Here is a 17,113-nt window from a genome sequence, read left to right as displayed (position 1 = left end):
TCTAATAATTACAAGAGATTATTGTAATTGTATGCTATTTAACTATAGAGTTATATTTTAATTCTAATAAATATTGTATTATTTAATTATTTATACTTTTCTAAAAAACCACTAATTATTTTTTTGAAAACTTTACTATCTTCTCTAGCAAGTTCAGCATGCCCATAATCTTTAATTGTCTTTAACTCTTTTTTATCACCTGGTAAACTATCAAAAATATCTACAGCCATTTGATATGGGGTAACCTTATCTATTTGAGAGTTAATAAAAAGAGTTGGCTTACGAAAATTAGATTCTTTGATCCATTTAGTAGTATCAAAATCAGAAAAGCTATATCCTAATTTAATTCTAGTATAAATATCTCCAGAAAATCTCATAAAACTAACTGGGACTCCTTCTTTTTCTTCAATTTTCTTAAGCTCTTTTTCCATCATCTTATTAGCATCTGAAACAGGACAGTCTAAAATAAGATAACTAATTAAAGAGTCATCTCTTGATGCAGCTATTAGCGCACCAGCACCTCCTGCCGATTCTCCAAAAAGTAAAATCTTACCATCATAAATAGATTTTGCATAATTTAAGCAATCTAAAATATCAAAAGATTCTAAAACTCCGAAAGTATTATATTTAGAGATATTATCTCCAGAATTTCTTTGGTCTGGAATTAATACATCGAAGCCTAAATCTAAAAACACCTTAGCTTGATGGGTCATAGATTCCTTAGTTCCACCCAAGCCATGTATTAATATTGCTAGGTCTTGATTGTTTTCTTTTCTAACTAAAATAGCCGGTATATGATGATTAAATTTACTAGATTCAATTTTAATCTCTTTTACATCATTTAATTTTTTAAATTCCTTATAGGATTTTTCATAATAGGTATTTCTATTTTTTATTGTTTCTTCCCTAGTGACAATATTAGAAAAACCATCAAATACATTTTTCCCAATAAAAATAATAAAAGAAGCACTTAAAAATAATATTGTAAATAATAGTATAATTAAAATCTTTTTAGTCTTTTTTTTCATATTTACCTCCTATCCTTATTCTATTAAAACATAGTTTTATTAAGGAAATATTAAAAAGAGATTAAGAATAAAAAAGCAAGCCTTTGAATTTAAGCTTGCTAAATTGATTATGATATTAATTTTTTTCTACTAAAGATCTGGCTTTCAAAAAGAGCATTACTAGACTAGTGCCTAGAAAAATATGTCCTAATCCAGAAATTCCAGATAGGCTACTTACCATAAATGCCTCTTTTTCTATCCCAACTACGTCATATATCCCGTATAGAGCCATAGCTGAAATAGTTAATAATAAACCAAAATTATAAATTTTAAATGTTTTTTTTAGAACTTTTATCTTGCTTTTTTCTATATCTTTTACAAGTAAATAAAGTGTAATAGTTAAAATAAAGCCTAAAACTAAAGTATGTGGATGAAGCTTTGAAAGATGATTTTCTTCATAAAAATTAAATGCTTTAGTAAACTCTCTATAAAATACACCTAAACTTAATCCTAAAATAAGATAACTTAAAGAGCTATTGAGTAGATTTCTTCTAGTAAAGTCTTTTACAAAATGCTTAAATCCAAAAACTACTATCAAAACATAAACTACTGTTTTCGGCATCATCAGTAAACCAATCATAGGAAATTTATTTGCCCAAAGTACAACTGGAATATAAAAAGCAAAGCTCAATAATATAAGTAAACTCATTTTTTCTAAACCAGCTTTATCTCTTTCTTTATAAGTCCAAATTATTAATAAAATTCCCATTATTAAAAATGGAATATTTCTAACAATCGCCATAGTATAGTTTTCTTCTATACTACCCCAATTGTTTTGAGGAAGTAATATTAGTAAAATGCGCACAATACTAAGAACTATAATAGATATTTTCTTATTTTTATCCCCATCTCCACTTACTGACCTATAGTAAAAATAAAATAATAGATAGAAAATAGTCATTGTAATTCCAGTTATAAATTTCCCCCAAGAAAGCTGTGAATAAAAACCTTCAAATCCATCTGGACTTAAGTGACCCATAACTCTCGGAATAAGATGAAAACCATCTCCAAGCCCAAGTAAAATTGCCATAGTTCCAAAGAGTTTAGCATTTTTATCTTTTTCTAATACAAGTCTAAATCCCAAAAACAAAATAAAAATTAAATATGTTACATCAAAAATTGATTCACCTAATGCCATTATAATCAACTCCTTCTTTTAACCAATTTAGGTAAATATTAAAATGTTCTAAAAATTCAGCCCTATCCCAATCATTTATAAATGTCCTTTTAATTAGATTGTGAATGATAGCTTTTGTAAACTCCATCTGTTCAGATAAGTGGTTAAATTCAGAATTACTAGATTCTTTTTTCTTGTAGACCTTCCATTTGTTTTCTAATTCAGCTGTCCAATATAGATATTTGTTCTTATAAATTAAATAATCGCCACTTTCAAAAAGCAGGTCTGCTATTTCTAAACCATAAAGTTTTAAAGATTTATAAAAATCAAATTCATTTTCTTTTAAAATTTCCAAGAATAAATTATGAATATCCTTGGTTTCTAAATCTAAAATCATAAAATAAGCGTCTTCAAGATTTTCAAAATACTGATAAAAACTTCCCCTTGCAATTCCAAGTGTTTCTACAATTTCTTTAACATTTGCTTCAAATATAGATTTTTCTCTAAAAACTTTCTTTAAAACAGCTATAATTTTAAGTTTTTTTTCCTCATTCAAATTATAAAAAGTTTCTTTAGGCATCTAAGAGCTCCCCTCTAATAAGTTTAAAAAAATATTTTATTCCAGCAGAGAATAAAGCTAAACCTAATCCACTATAAAACACAAAAAAGAAAGTAAGTGGTAGGTGTGTAAACTTTCTCAAAATAATACCAAAACTCATCATTAAAATCATAATAATATAGCTTTTCTTATCCAAGAATTTCCACAATTTTATATTATCTTTACTTAAACTTTCAATCCTCTGGATATTTTTATCAACCATAGGTGAAAAGATTTTAAGAAAAAATAAAAAATATATGATTGCACTTATAGGAATAAATAATAAAACCTTATTTTCAAGATTAAAAAAATCATCTATTCCAATCGCGCTTACTTTTAAACCTGCAAAAATCCAAATTATACCTGCTAAAATTACTAAGTTTTTTCTTTTCATAAGACCTCCTATATAAATGACATAGTGTCACCTGCAATATATTATATCTGACACTGTGTCATTATGCAAGTATTTTTTTTAGATTTCTTAATTTTTTATTTTTTAATTAATTTTATATTTTTTAAACATGTTTATATGTAAAAAAAAAGAGTGGACTTAAGTCCACTCTCTAGAGTTTATCTCTATTTGAAAAGATTTTCGCTTACGCTATTTTCTCCTCCAAGTACAAAGATTTTTTCTATTTTGTTTCTTTCTAGATATTCTTTTACTACTTGTGGTAATTTATCTTTATTTGTTAGTAAGATTGGGGCTTCTACTTTTCCTGTTACCCCTCCAAATACTAGTGCGTCTGCGTATGCAGTGCTATTAGCTAAAGCGATTTGTTTTGGATTTACAAATGCTCTTTCTGCTATTTTTACTGCTGTTTCGAATCTATCTTTTCCTGAGATTCTGTCCGCTTTTACTCCTAGTTTTACTGAGTTTTCTCCGCCTACTATTAGGATGTCTTTGGCTTTTTCTACTAGTTCTTTTGCACATTCTGGTATGCTATCTTTGTTTACTAGTATTATTCCTCTATTTTCTACTTGTGCTAGGCTTGATGCTGTTAGGGCATCTACTAGGCTTTGTCCGTTTGCTAGGATTAGTTTTTCTGTTTTTCCTGCGGCTTTTGCTATTTCTACTGCTGTTTCGAATCTATCTTTTCCTGCTATTCTATTTAGGTCTAGTTTTAGATTTTCTACTGCTTTTTGTGTTACTGAGTTTAAGCCGCCTATTAGGATTATGTTTTTGGCTCCTAGTCTTTCTATTTCTTTCGCTACTTCGTCTGGAGTCATGTCTTTCTTTATTAGTAGGATTGGTGCGTTCTTTTCTTTTGCTAGTACGCTTGCTGCTAATGCGTCTGCTTCTTTTTCTCCATTTACTAGGATTACGGTCTCTGCACTTTCAAAGTTTTTCTTTGAGATTTCTACTGCTGTCTTGTATCTGTTGTCTCCAGCTTGTCTTTCTTTTTTCTATTCCATCAAAGATGTTCTTTTCTGGTTTTACTTCTGGCTTTGGTTCTGGCTTAACTTCAGGCTTTGGATCTGGTTTTGTTCCTGGTTTTTCTCCTGGAATTGGATCTGTGCCTGGTACTTCGCCTGGTGTTTGTGGTTTTTCTTTTAAGCCTTTTATTGCTTTTTCTAGGGCTTCTTTTGCCTTATCTATTTCTTCTTGGCTTGTTGCATTTTCTAAAGCTTCTTCTGCTTTTTTGATTGCATCTTCTAAAGCTTTTTTAGATTCTTCTGTTTTGTTTGTTAAATCTATTTTCTTTGCACTATCTACTAGTTTTTGAAGTTCTGTTTTATTAAGTTCTACTGGCTTTTCTTCTAAGCCGTCTATTGCTTTTTGTAGGGCTTCTTTTGCCTTATCTATTTCTTCTTGGCTTGTTGCATTTTCTAATACTTCTTCTGCTTCTTTAATTGCTTCTTCTAATGCTTTCTTTGATTCTTCTGTCTTATTTGATAAATCTATTTTCTTTGCTTTATCTACTAGATTTTGAAGCTCTGTTTTATCAATAACTACTATAGCTACTTCTACTATTCTCTTGCTTCCATTAGAGAAGGTTACTTCTACTTTTCCTGTGTAGTCCCCAACTACATTTGTATCTATCATTGGCTCTGTTATATCTTTTACTGTTGAACCTGCTGGTAGATTTTTAATGTTATCTGTTAGGTCTATTTCTTCTCCCTTTTGTACTACTTCTTTTTCAATGTCTTCTTTCTTTATTTCTGGAATCTCTTCTATGGTTCCTGGTTCTACTGTTCCTTTAAATACAAATTTTTGGTTCTTTAGGGATTTGTCATTGTTAAATCTTACATGTTCGTAATTTTCTGTGTTTAGTATTACTACTTGGCCATTTCCAAAAAATGCTGTGTCCCCTATTTCTTTTAGTGAAGATGGCATTTTTACTTCTTTTAAGTTGTTTTTTTGGAAGGCTCCTTTTTCTATTACTTCTAAGCCTTCGTGTAGGATTAGTTCTTTTAGAGGTCCACTTTGTGGTGTTGATCCTCCACTAAATGCCGTTTTTCCTACTATCTTTACTGATGCTGGTATTTCTAACCTTTCTATCTTGCATCCAGTGAATGCGGATACTCCTATTGTTTCAACGCCTTCTTCTATTACTATCTTTGTTGAAAGATTTGTTGAGAACATTCCATTTGGTATTTCTTTTAATGTTCCTGGGATTGTTACTTCTTCAATGCTATTAAGTCCAAATGCTGACATTCCAGCTTTTTCTAATTTTGATGGTAATTTTATTTCTGTTAGTTTGTTACTATTGAATGCAAAGTCATCTATTAGGGTTACTGTTTCTGGAATTGTTACTTTTTCTATTCCTTTTCCTCTAAATGCTGATTTTCCTATTGCTGTTATTACTTCGCCTTCTACTGACTTTTCTGGTAGGTTTACTTCTTTTAGTGTTGCAAATTTCTTTAATCCTGTCTCAGAGAATCCTGTTATGCTTGCTCCATCATAAGTGAAGTCTTCTGCTACATATTCTGTTACTGCTTCTTCAACCAAGATAAACTCTTGATTTTTTAATGATTTTTCATTATTAAAATCTAAATGTGCTTTGTTTGATGTCTTTAACTGTACTACTTGTCCATTTCCTCTAAATGATGTATTGTCTATTTCTTTTAGAGATCTTGGTATATTTACTTCTTTTAGGCTTTCATTTTGGAATGCGTCTTTACCTATCTTTTCTAATCCTTCGTGTAGGATTAGTTCTTTTAGTGTTCCACTTTGTGCTGTTGAGCCACCTTTAAACGCCATTCTTCCTATTTCTTTTACGGAAGCTGGTATTTCTAAGCTTTCTACTTTACATCCTATAAATGCAGATGCTCCTATTGTTTCAACGCCTTCTTCTATTACTATCTTTGTTGAAAGATTTGTTGAGAACATTCCATTTGGTATTTCTTTTAATGTTCCTGGGATTGTTACTTCTGCTATGGTGTTGTTTCCAAATGCTGACATCCCAGCTTTTTCTAATTTTGATGGTAATTTGATTTCTGTTAGTTTATTGCTATTGAATGCAAAGTCATCTATTAGGGTTACTGTTTCTGGAATTGTTACTTTTTCTATTCCTTTTTCTCTAAATGCTGATTTTCCTATTGCTGTTATTACTTCACCATCTACTGACTTTTCTGGTAGGTTTACTTCTTTTAGTGTTTCAAATTTCTTTAATCCAGTTTCAGAGAATCCTGTTATGCTTGCTCCATCATAAGTGAAGTCTTCTGCTACATATTCTGTTGCTGGTTCTTCTACTGGATTGATTACAAGTCTTATCATTAAATTTGTATGTGAACAGCTAATGCAAGGTTTACTATATCCAGGAATTTCTTCAATTTCAGAATACAAGTCCTTGTTCACGTTTGCAGTTACTTCAAATTTATTAGATAGGTCAAATTTATCTAAATCCCAAACTTTTTCAAGAGTAATTTCTTTATCACTCTCACCTGTTCGATCATTCAAATTTACATAATTAGCTACAAATTGAACATTTATATTTTCATCTAACCAAGCTTGTAATTTTTCTTTTGTTTCAGCTTTAAACTTAACTTCTCCAAGTTCTAGATATTTATCAGCTTCACTTGTACCTAAAGTATTAAAGTTTATTTTAATACTTTTATATGGATCATCTGACTTAACATACTCTAAGCTGTTTCCATTTAACTTAGAGTGTAAATTTACTGGGCTTGAATCCTTATCTCCCTTTAAGATAATTCCTGTTACACCTGACTTGTTAAATGCACTTGTCATAACTGTTTTAACAGTTGAAGGGATTGTAATATCTCCGGTTAATGCAGCATCATTAACAAAAGCTCCTTGTCCTATATACTCTAAACCTTCATTAAAAACTACCTTACTTAGTTTAGTATTTGTTGCAAAAGACACTTTCTCTATTCTTTTAACTGTTGATGGAAGAGAAAGTTCAGTTATTAAGTTGCCTATAAAGGCGCCTTGGTCAATTATTTCTACACCTTCTGGTATAGTAACTGATGTGAGGTTTTTCTTACTAAATGCACTTTTTCCAATTTCTTTTACATCTACTCCACCTATTTTACTTGGAATAACTACATCTGTATCTGTGCCATTGTATTTTTTAATAGTTCCAGTGGCTTCGTCAAATTCAAAGTCACTTTCTGCTGTAAGTGCTTCATTTAAAGTTGGTGGATTTGCTGCTGCTAAAAGTGAAGTTGGCAGAGCTGTAAATACCATCACAAATGCTAGAAGCAATGCCAATATTCTTTTATTTTTCATTCTGACCTCCTAAAATTTTCTATATTTAATCAAATGAATAGCTTTAATAATAAAACACTTGAAAATAATTCTGAAAAATTAATTTTTCTTAATTATCCTTTTGTTTTATAAGATAGCTAATTATAAATTTTGAATATGAGGGTAGATATCACTACCCTCATATAATATAAAATTTGTTATTTAAAAAGATTTTCACTTATGCTATTTTCTCCTCCAAGTACAAAGATTTTTTCTATTTTGTTTCTTTCTAGATATTCTTTTACTACTTGTGGTAATTTATCTTTATTTGTTAGTAATATTGGGGCTTCTACTTTTCCTGTTACCCCTCCAAATACTAGTGCGTCTGCATAAGCTGTGCTATTTGCTAGAGCTATTTGTTTCGGTTCTGTAAATGCTCTTTCTGCTATTTTTACTGCTGTTTCGAATCTATCTTTTCCTGAGATTCTGTCCGCTTTTACTCCTAGTTTTACTGAGTTTTCTCCGCCTACTATTAGGATGTCTTTGGCTTTTTCTACTAGTTCTTTTGCTACTTTTGGTATTTCTTCTTTGTTTACTAGTATTATTCCTCTATTTTCTACTTGTGCTAGGCTTGATGCTGTTAGGGCATCTACTAGGCTTATTCCATTTGCTAGGATTAGTTTTTCTGTTTTTCCTGCGGCTTTTGCTATTTCTACTGCTGTTTCAAATCTATCTTTTCCTGCTATTCTTGTTAGGTCTAGTTTTAGATTTTCTACTGCTTTTTCTTGTATTGAGTTTAAGCCGCCTATTAGGATTATGTTTTTTGCTCCTAGTCTTTCTATTTCTTTTGCTACTTCTTCTGGAGTCATGTCTTTCTTTATTAGTAGGATTGGAGCGTTCTTTTCTTTTGCTAGTACGCTTGCTGCTAGTGCGTCTGCTTCTTTTTCTCCATTTACTAGGATTACGGTCTCTGCACTTTCAAAGTTTTTCTTTGAGATTTCTACTGCTGTCTTGTATCTATTGTCTTCAGCTTGTCTTTCTAGTTCGATTCCTTCAAAGATGTTCTTTTCTGGTTTTGGTTCTGGTTTAACTTCAGGTTTTGGATCTGGTCTTGTTCCTGGTTTTTCTCCTGGGATTGGATCTGTGCCTGGTACTTCTCCTGGTGTTTGCTCTTTATCTTTTAAACCGTCTATTGCCTTTTGTAGGGATAATTTTGCCTTATCTATTTCTTCTTGTAATCTAGCAAAGTTTATTATATATTCAGCTTCTTTAATTGCATCTTCTAATATTTTCTTAGTTTCATCTGTCTTATTTGTTAAATCTATTTTTTTTGCTTCTTCTACAAGATCCTCTAATTCATTTGTATCTAAACCTTCAATTAATATTATTTCGTGGAAAGATGAATTGTTAAATTTCAAATGATCTGGATTATGAGTATAAAGTTTAACAACAACAGGTTTTTTGTCAATAGTTTCCGCATCTCTGAAAGCTGTATCTGAAAGTTTTTTCAAGCTCTTTGGTAAATTTGTATCTAGAAGTAAGGAATATCTAAAAGCGCTACTTTCTATTTCTTCTATTCCTTCTTCAAGAACTAACTTCTTAAGTCTCTTCCACTTAATATTGTGGGCAAAAGCATTTCTACCAATCTTTTTTACACTTCCAGGTATAGTTAACTCTTCTAGTTGTTGTCCTGTAAAAGCTCTTTGCTGAATTTCCTTTACTGTAGATGAAATTGAAAGACTAGTTAAAGGACATCCTTGGAAAGCTGAACCTTCAATAACTTCAATACCTTCTGGAATTACAAGTTTTTTAAGATAGATATTTCTTGCAAAAGTACCATCACTAACCTTAGTCATGTTTGGAGAAAGTCTAAGTTCAGTTATTTGATTTAATGAAAATGCTCCACCTTCAACTTCTTTTACTGAATCTGGTAAATATACTTTTTCAAGTCTATTTCCATTAAGTGCTGCTATTCCTATATATTCAAGAGTATTCGGAAATTCGATATTTTTAAAATTATTAAGTCTCAAAGCACTTTCTTCAATTCTCTTTAGATACTTTGGTAACTTAACTGATACCATACCATTTGCTGAACTTACTGTATCTGTACCAAATTTAACTCCAGGATCTTTTTCTAAACTAAATGCTCCCTTCCCAATTACTTCTATATATTCTCCTTCAGGATTTGTATCAGGTAGAATTAAGTTTTTATTTACTTTAAACTTTTCTTTTCCACTTTCGCTAAATCCTGTGATTGTTTTTCCTTCATAAGTGAAGTCTTCGCTTGTATAAAGGGCTTTTTCATTAATAACTAAGTTATCAATAGCTTTATCTAAATTAATTTGAGCATTTTTAACTTCTTCAGAACTTGCATTTAAATCTTTAAGAACTCTCTTAGCTTCATTTAGGGCATCCTTCATAGTTTTATAACTATCAGGAGTAAACATTCCTTCTATAAGTTCTTCTGCTCTATTTATAGAGTCTCTAAGTTTTGTTCTGTCTGGAGAAGTACTTCTTAACTTAGTTTCAGCTGCAATCAAATCGTTTAAAGCCTTATCAATTTGATCTTGAGTTGACTCTTGATCTTTGAAAATCTTCTTTACTTCATTTAAAACTTTATCAAATTCAGCTAAATCTTCTTCTTTATAGTCAGATCTTTCTATTTTTTTAACTTTTCCCAATTCCTTGAAAAGTTCGCTTCTATCTACATTGGTTACTAAAACTACTTTATGAAACTCATTTTCAGGTATTATATAAGTTGTAGAAGATAGATGATCTGGATTTCTAGTTTCTAGTCTTACAACTCCACTATTTTCATATCCTGGATTATCTCTAAATACAAAATCTCTAAATTTAAAGATTGAATAAGGAAGTTTTACTAAAGAAAGCTTATTTCCCTCAAAGCTATAGTTATCTATTTGAATCATATTTACATCATCAGAAATATCTAGTTTACTTATTTTATTTCCTAAAAATGATTCACTACCTATCTTCCAAACAGTGCTTGGAATAGATATTTCAGTTAAATTGTCATTCATAAATACACGGGTTTCAATAGAAATTAAACCTTCTTGAAGAGTAACCTTATTTAGTCCTGTATTTTCAAAAGCAGAATCTTTGATTACAAAACCTATTCCCTTATCTACCTTTGAGAAAGTTACGCTATTCATCTTTATATTTTTGAAAGCGTGCGCTGCAATCCCTTCTATTTGTTTAACGCTGCCATCAATAGTAACTTCTTTTGGTATAACTAAGTCATGATTTTTAGCAATTTTTGACTTACCTTTTTCTGAAAAACCAGTAACTCCAAATTTAAATGTTTCTTCTTCCATTCTATTCTTGTAAGGGAAAGGTCCATAAGTGAAGTCTTCTTGTGTCCACTTAGATGCAGAAGGATCTTCTGGTTCGGAAGGTTCTTCTATTTCATCCTTAAAATTTAACTTTCCTACAAGTTTAATTTCAGTAAGTCGATTACTTAAAGCAGTTAATTCTTCATCAGGACTTAATTCTAGTGTAGTTCTTAAGTCATTATCTACAAAAGAGAATAGACTTTCTACGCTCACTTCGCCTTCTGAATTTGTATCTATAGAATCTAATTTCCAATCAATTGGAAGTTCATATCCTTTACCTATTTCAGTCAAGCTCTTATAGTCGTTCTCAGTTACATATAGATTTAATAGAACTTTTTCTTGTAATTTTTTAATTAGATCTTCTTTAGAGATTCCCTTTTTAATGTCTATAGTTCCAAAGTCAAGTGTAACAGGTTCTTCAGTTCTAAATGCATTTACCTTAATTAATAAAGGTCTTCCTTGAGGAATATCTACATTAGTTTGTTCTGATCCAAAAGTTCCTCTAAGGATAGTAAGCTTTGTCTTTCCTGGTGCAATATTAAGCTTTACGTTTTGAGATCCTAATTTTTTAACATCACCATCACCAAAGGTGTATCTATCAAGTAATTCAAGGTTTGAACCTAAAGTAAGCTCTCCTTCTAGGGCTTTATCACTCATAAAAATACTATGACCAATAGTCTTTAATGAATCTGGGAAATTAATAGTTTTAAGGTTTACATTTGCCATAAAGGCTTGATTTCCTATTTTCTTCAAACCTTCTGGAAGCTTTAATTCGGTAAATAAATTACCTCCGAATGCACCGTCTCCAATTACTTCAACGCCTTCTGGAATAACAACTGAAGTTAGTTTCTTCCTTCCAAAAGCTTGTCTTCCTATTTCTCTTACTTTTGTTCCCTTAATTTCACTTGGGATAACTACTTCTGAGTCTGTACCCTTGTACTTCTTAATTGTTCCAGTTGCTTCATCGAAAACAAAGTCACTTTCTGCTGTAAGTGCTTCATTTAAAGTTGGTGGATTTGCTGCTGCCAAAAGAGTCGTTGGAAGAGCAGTAAATACCATTACAAATGCTAGAAGCATTGCCAATATTCTTTTATTCTTCATTTTTACCTCCATAAGATTTGTTGTATAGAATTACTTATAAATTTGTATTTTCTATACAATTATATTTTTAAAAAGTTCATAAAATAATTTTTATTATGATACAAATATAAAAACTATTTCAATACAATTATATAGCTGTTTTAATATTTACGCTATAATTATAAAAAATATTAATTGATTTTCATTATTGATAAGATTTCTTTATGGATAAAATTAAAAAAATACTATTATTTACACTCTCAACAATATTAATTTTTTTCTTACGATATAAATAACTATAAATTTCAAATTATTCAATATTAAAATTCATTTTCCAAAATTTAAATTTATAAAGTATTATAATAAAAAGCTAAAAGACTAGCTGAAATGATATCAACCTAAGATAAGTTTTTAAGGTTCAGCTCGTCATGATTTTTTAAAATATGTAAAAAGAGAGTGGACTTATGTCCACTCTCTTAGTTTATCTCTATTTGAAAAGATTTTCGCTTACGCTATTTTCTCCTCCAAGTACAAAGATTTTTTCTATTTGGTTTCTTTCTAGATATTCTTTTACTACTTGTGGTAATTTATCTTTATTTGTTAGTAATATTGGGGCTTCTACTTTTCCTGTTACCCCTCCAAATACTAGTGCGTCTGCATAAGCTGTGCTATTTGCTAGAGCTATTTGTTTTGGTTCTTTAAATGCTCTTTCTGCTATTTTTACTGCTGTTTCGAATCTATCTTTTCCTGAGATTCTGTCCGCTTTTACTCCTAGTTTTACTGAGTTTTCTCCGCCTACTATTAGGATGTCTTTGGCTTTTTCTACTAGTTCTTTTGCTACTTTTGGTATTTCTTCTTTGTTTACTAGTATTACTGCTCTGTCTTCTACTTGTGCTAGGCTTGATGCTGTTAGGGCATCTACTAGGCTTTGTCCGTTTGCTAGGATTAGTTTTTCTGTTTTTCCTGCGGCTTTTGCTATTTCTACTGCTGTTTCAAATCTATCTTTTCCTGCTATTCTTGTAATGTTTAGTTTTAGATTTTCTACTGCTTTTTGTGTTACTGAGTTTAAGCCGCCTATTAGGATTATGTTTTTGGCTCCTAGTCTTTCTATTTCTTTCGCTACTTCGTCTGGAACTTGGTCTATCTTTATTAGTAGGATTGGAGCGTTCTTTTCTTTTGCTAGTACGCTTGCTGCTAGTGCGTCTGCTTCTTTTTCTCCATTTGCTAGGATTACGGTCTCTGCACTTTCAAAGTTTTTCTTTGAGATTTCTACTGCTGTCTTGTATCTATTGTCTCCAGCTTGTCTTTCTAGTTCGATTCCTTCAAAGATGTTCTTTTCTGGTTTTGGTTCTGGTTTAACTTCAGGTTTTGGATCTGGTCTTGTTCCTGGTTTTTCTCCTGGGATTGGATCTGTGCCTGGTACTTCTCCTGGTGTTGGATCTTCTGGTGTTGGATCTTCTGGTGTTGGATCTTCTCCTTTTTTCAAGATATTAATCATAACTCTAGCTTCAGCACTTGATCCATCAGGATATGTTACTATTACATAAGCTATAAAATTAGTCTCTTCACTTCCATCTGGTAAATTTGAAGCATCATACTTAAGTTTCTTTGTAGGCTGTTTATCTCCTTCAGGATATCCTAAAACACTTACAGCATCCAAAACTTCATTTTCACTTACTTTTTCTCCAACATATTTATTTATTTCATGGGAAGTTGGAGGATATTTGCTAGCTTCTTCATCCCACACAGCTATAAAATTAGTATCTTCTTTGAATTCATAATATTTTAATTCTTCTTCTGTAAGAATTGTATTTGAATTTTCTATCTTCCAACCTAAAAACTTAACATCTTTACCATTAACCTCTTTTTCTGCTCTAGTTATTCCTTCTATGAAAGAATCTTCTGGTAAAACTTGTGGATGAGCATCTTTAGAGATTGTAATAACTGTAGTAAAATCTAAACCTGAACCTAATCTTCCGCCATTTGGATCAAATCTTACTTCTATATCTTTTTGATTGATCTCTTCTTCATTTTTTACAATTGTAAACTTGTCATATACATAAGGCTTAGTTATAATTTCATCACTAGCTGAATCATATTTTTGTTTATATGTTGTAAATACAGCTTTGTTTTTAGAAACTTCTACCTCTACATAGGTTTGTTCTCTCTTGTAGCTTGAACTAGGATCTTCTAAGGCAGAATTTCTATCCAAAAATTCATAATTAGGTGTTATAGGATCTCCCTCTTTTACAGTATAATCTACTGCCTTATACCATTTTAGTGATCCACCATGCTCTGAAACCATATGAAGTGGAGCATTTTTTGAAGAATTATAAATATAATTTTGAACTTCATTTCCTAAGATATTTTCTTTTCTTACTTCTTTTAAAACAGACGCTTTTTCTCCATTTGCATTTACGAATCCTCTTGAAAATACGTGATCATGTCCTGCTAAAACCATATCAACATCAAGATCTGCTAGTTCTTTATTTAGAGATTTTCTATATTCCATGACATCTCCATCATCAACATGACTAGCGCCAGTATAAAGTGGCTTATGGAACATTACTGCTACCCACTGATCATTTTCTTTAGCTTTTTTAGCTTCTTCTTTTAAAAAGCTTATCATCTTTTGGTAGTCCTCATTGTTTTCTAGGTCATCAGTATTATATGATTGATTATTTAAAACTATTACTTTTAATAATCCAAAATCTCTAGCAAATGTACCTGAAGTAAATTCTCCATTTCCTATTGATTTATTATTTATTATACTATCTAAACCGCCATCATCATGGTTCCCTGGTGTAGATACTAAATAGTTATTTAAAAGAAATTTTTGTGTTGAGTTTGGAAATTTTCCACCATTATGGAATAAGTCATCCCATTGTCCATAAACTCCATTCCAATTGGTATGGTCTCCAGCAATATAAAAGAAATTAAGAGGTTTTGCTTTAGAAATATTTGATGCTAGATTCATTAAGGCTCCAGTTGCTTCTCCATTATCGTATGTTTGAACTTGAGGATCGCCAATATAACCAAATCTAATAACTGAATCTTTTTGATCTTTACTTGGAGCAGTTTTAAATGATCCACTAACTATTTCTTCTCCAGAAGTTATTTTGTAGCTATATCTAGTATTTTCTTTTAAACCATTTACATTAAATATAGTGTGATAAATTGTAGTATCGGCATTGTTGCTGTCGTTATTATTATAGAAATCGTCACTAATTCTTACTACATCTTCACTAATTTTCGCATCATCAGCATTTTCGCCATAAAAAGATAGAGCTGAGTTTTCTTGTACTGATTTTTCTCTAGATGAAAATGAAACTATAGCTTCAGAGCTTGCATCTTCTCCAGGAGTTACGTTTACTTCTCTTATTGATCCATCATATCCCAAGCTATCAGCAAATACATTTTCTACTGAAATAATTGGGCCAAAAATAAAAGATAGAACTAAAAGAGCTGATAAAAATCTTTTAAAAATTTTGTTCATAATTACCTCCAATAAAATATTAATTTCAAAATCATTTTATCAAGCCTAGCTTTAAAAGGCAAAGAATTAAATGGCTATTTAAAGCCATTTAACCTAAGTTTTAAAAGCATTTTTCATACATTTTACATAGCTTTCTTTTTTGTAAATTGCGAGTAAAATTTTATGTTTTAATTTTTATTAAAATCAAATTTATGCAGAAAATTTAAATGTCCTCTTTTATTTTTATATAAAAACTGACCTATAAAAGCTAGTTCTTAGGTCTATCTTTTAAAGGTCAGTTCATAAAGTGATTATATTTATAAAGAATCTTTATCAGCCCAAGCACAAAGGCTACCTGGCCCTACTTCAAAAACTCCGAAACCATCTTTATCAATTTCTATCTCCCTATCATTTTCTCCAGTAAGCTCTACATATTTTTTGCCTTCCTGATCCTTGCCTACAAACATTCTTAAACTAGCTGCATCTTCATTTGATATAAGAACCGCTAGCCTTCCTGGGTGATCTTCACTCCCCCTTCTTACCCATCCTATTAGGTTTTGACTTTCAAAATAGTTATCTTCATCCCCATAGGCATACTTTTTTCTAATATCTATTAGGTTATCAATCATATCTTTTTGTCCACTAATATTCTTCGCCTTTATCCCTTTATAATCTCCATAAAAAACGCAAGGATAACCATCTTTTCTTAAAAGAATAAGACCGTAAGCAATTTTTTTAAACCAAGGATCTACAAAAGATTCAAGTGACTGGCCTGGCTCCGAGTCATGATTATCGACAAAGGTAACAGCCATAAGAGGATGATTTTTTACAATACTGCCATCAAATATTTTTCTTAAATCATAATCTTTACCTTTTTTTGAAGCTTCACTTAAGTTAAAATGTAAAGTTACATCAAAAATATCTAGCTTGTACTTTGTTTCAAAGAGAAATCTATCATCATGATTTAAATTATTTTCCCAATATTCTCCAAAATAATATAAATGATCTTTTCCATTTTCGCATAAATGTTTTATAAAATCTCTAACAAAGCTTGCATCCATATGCTTTAAAGCATCAAATCTCATCCCATCTATTTGTAGGTAATCTGTAAACCAGTCTGCCCATCTAAAAAGTTCATCCCTTACATCACTATTATTTAAATCAATATCAGCAAACATCAAATAATCAAAATTACCATTTTCGCTAGCTACATTTTCTGACCAATTTTTTCCATCACCGCATATTTTAAAAATTCCATTTTTACCAGTTTCTTCATCATAGTCGACACCAGTAAAATGCTGAAAATTCCATATAAACTGTGAATATTTACCGCATCTTCCTGGAAAGTCAAAATAAGTCCAAGCTTTAATATCATGTTCTTCTGAAATAATATTATTTCTATCATTTTTATCAACTTCTACTGCCCTAAAAACTTCTGTTTTATCTGCTCCAGCCTTATGGTTCATAACTACATCCATATATACTTTCATCCCATTTTTGTGGATTTCCTCAATTAAGCTTTTGAGTTCATTCACCTTGCCATATTTGCTTCTAACTGATCCTTTTTGGTCAAATTCTCCGAGGTCGTAAAGATCATAAACCCCATAACCAACATCATTAGTGGATGTAGCTTTAAAAACAGGAGGTAGCCATATTGCATCTATGCCAGAATTTTTTAAATCTTTAATCTCATCCTTTAATTTACTAAAAAATTTTCCATCATCTTCTAAATACCATTCAAATGATTGGTACATTACCTCGTTTCCCATATTCTCCTC

Annotated in this window: 9 protein-coding genes; all 9 read right to left on the bottom strand. The window is 30.8% G+C overall.

The annotated features are described in order from the left end of the window. Positions 1-86 precede the first annotated feature (86 nt). The 9 genes from VLK81_RS04815 to VLK81_RS04775 all read right to left on the bottom strand — a co-directional run bounded on the left by VLK81_RS04815 (position 87) and on the right by VLK81_RS04775 (position 17,104). The gene (locus tag VLK81_RS04815; protein ID WP_324619540.1) at positions 87-1,028 is read right to left on the bottom strand and encodes an alpha/beta hydrolase; all 942 of its coding nucleotides are present in this window, start codon (positions 1,026-1,028) and stop codon (positions 87-89) included. A gap of 115 nt (positions 1,029-1,143) precedes the next feature. After that, positions 1,144-2,205 (bottom strand): DUF2871 domain-containing protein, encoded by a 1,062-nt coding sequence (locus tag VLK81_RS04810; protein ID WP_324619539.1) that lies wholly within the window; start codon positions 2,203-2,205, stop codon positions 1,144-1,146. Next, the gene (locus VLK81_RS04805; protein ID WP_324619538.1) at positions 2,192-2,764 is read right to left on the bottom strand and encodes a TetR family transcriptional regulator; all 573 of its coding nucleotides are present in this window, start codon (positions 2,762-2,764) and stop codon (positions 2,192-2,194) included. Before VLK81_RS04805 ends, VLK81_RS04810 begins: the two co-directional genes overlap by 14 nt. Then, the gene (locus tag VLK81_RS04800; RefSeq protein ID WP_324619537.1) at positions 2,757-3,176 is read right to left on the bottom strand and encodes a hypothetical protein; all 420 of its coding nucleotides are present in this window, start codon (positions 3,174-3,176) and stop codon (positions 2,757-2,759) included. The genes VLK81_RS04805 and VLK81_RS04800 overlap by 8 nt, the downstream gene beginning before the upstream one ends. 182 nt (positions 3,177-3,358) lie before the next feature. Further along, positions 3,359-4,138 (bottom strand): cell wall-binding repeat-containing protein, encoded by a 780-nt coding sequence (locus tag VLK81_RS04795; RefSeq protein WP_324620464.1) that lies wholly within the window; start codon positions 4,136-4,138, stop codon positions 3,359-3,361. Then, entirely contained in the window at positions 4,119-7,472 is a 3,354-nt protein-coding gene (locus VLK81_RS04790) for a leucine-rich repeat protein (protein ID WP_324619536.1), read from the bottom strand. The genes VLK81_RS04795 and VLK81_RS04790 overlap by 20 nt, the downstream gene beginning before the upstream one ends. Before the next feature lie 176 nt (positions 7,473-7,648). Next, on the bottom strand, positions 7,649-11,881 hold the full coding sequence (locus VLK81_RS04785) for a leucine-rich repeat protein (protein ID WP_324619535.1): 4,233 nt from the start codon (positions 11,879-11,881) through the stop codon (positions 7,649-7,651). 466 nt (positions 11,882-12,347) lie between these two features. Further along, positions 12,348-15,356 carry a cell wall-binding repeat-containing protein gene (locus VLK81_RS04780; RefSeq protein ID WP_324619534.1) on the bottom strand — a complete coding sequence of 1,003 codons (3,009 nt, stop codon included), beginning with the start codon at positions 15,354-15,356 and terminating at the stop codon, positions 12,348-12,350. Positions 15,357-15,652: 296 nt separating this feature from the next. Next, positions 15,653-17,104 carry an alpha-amylase gene (locus VLK81_RS04775; RefSeq protein WP_324619533.1) on the bottom strand — a complete coding sequence of 484 codons (1,452 nt, stop codon included), beginning with the start codon at positions 17,102-17,104 and terminating at the stop codon, positions 15,653-15,655. Positions 17,105-17,113: the final 9 nt, after the last annotated feature.

The sequence above is a fragment of the Citroniella saccharovorans genome, from assembly GCF_035481615.1.
GTDB classification, from domain to species: Bacteria; Bacillota; Clostridia; order Tissierellales; family Peptoniphilaceae; genus Citroniella; species Citroniella saccharovorans.
Note: the sequence above shows the minus strand (reverse complement) of the source record. Positions and strands in the feature narration are given on the sequence as shown.

Excerpts from the sequence above, each read along its gene's own strand:
- VLK81_RS04815 (WP_324619540.1), bottom strand. The coding sequence starts at position 1,028 with ATGAAAAAAAAGACTAAAAAGATTTTAATTATACTATTATTTACAATA.
- VLK81_RS04810 (WP_324619539.1), bottom strand. The coding sequence starts at position 2,205 with ATGGCATTAGGTGAATCAATTTTTGATGTAACATATTTAATTTTTATT.
- VLK81_RS04805 (WP_324619538.1), bottom strand. The coding sequence starts at position 2,764 with ATGCCTAAAGAAACTTTTTATAATTTGAATGAGGAAAAAAAACTTAAA.
- VLK81_RS04800 (WP_324619537.1), bottom strand. The coding sequence starts at position 3,176 with ATGAAAAGAAAAAACTTAGTAATTTTAGCAGGTATAATTTGGATTTTT.
- VLK81_RS04790 (WP_324619536.1), bottom strand. The coding sequence starts at position 7,472 with ATGAAAAATAAAAGAATATTGGCATTGCTTCTAGCATTTGTGATGGTA.
- VLK81_RS04785 (WP_324619535.1), bottom strand. The coding sequence starts at position 11,881 with ATGAAGAATAAAAGAATATTGGCAATGCTTCTAGCATTTGTAATGGTA.
- VLK81_RS04780 (WP_324619534.1), bottom strand. The coding sequence starts at position 15,356 with ATGAACAAAATTTTTAAAAGATTTTTATCAGCTCTTTTAGTTCTATCT.
- VLK81_RS04775 (WP_324619533.1), bottom strand. The coding sequence starts at position 17,104 with ATGGGAAACGAGGTAATGTACCAATCATTTGAATGGTATTTAGAAGAT.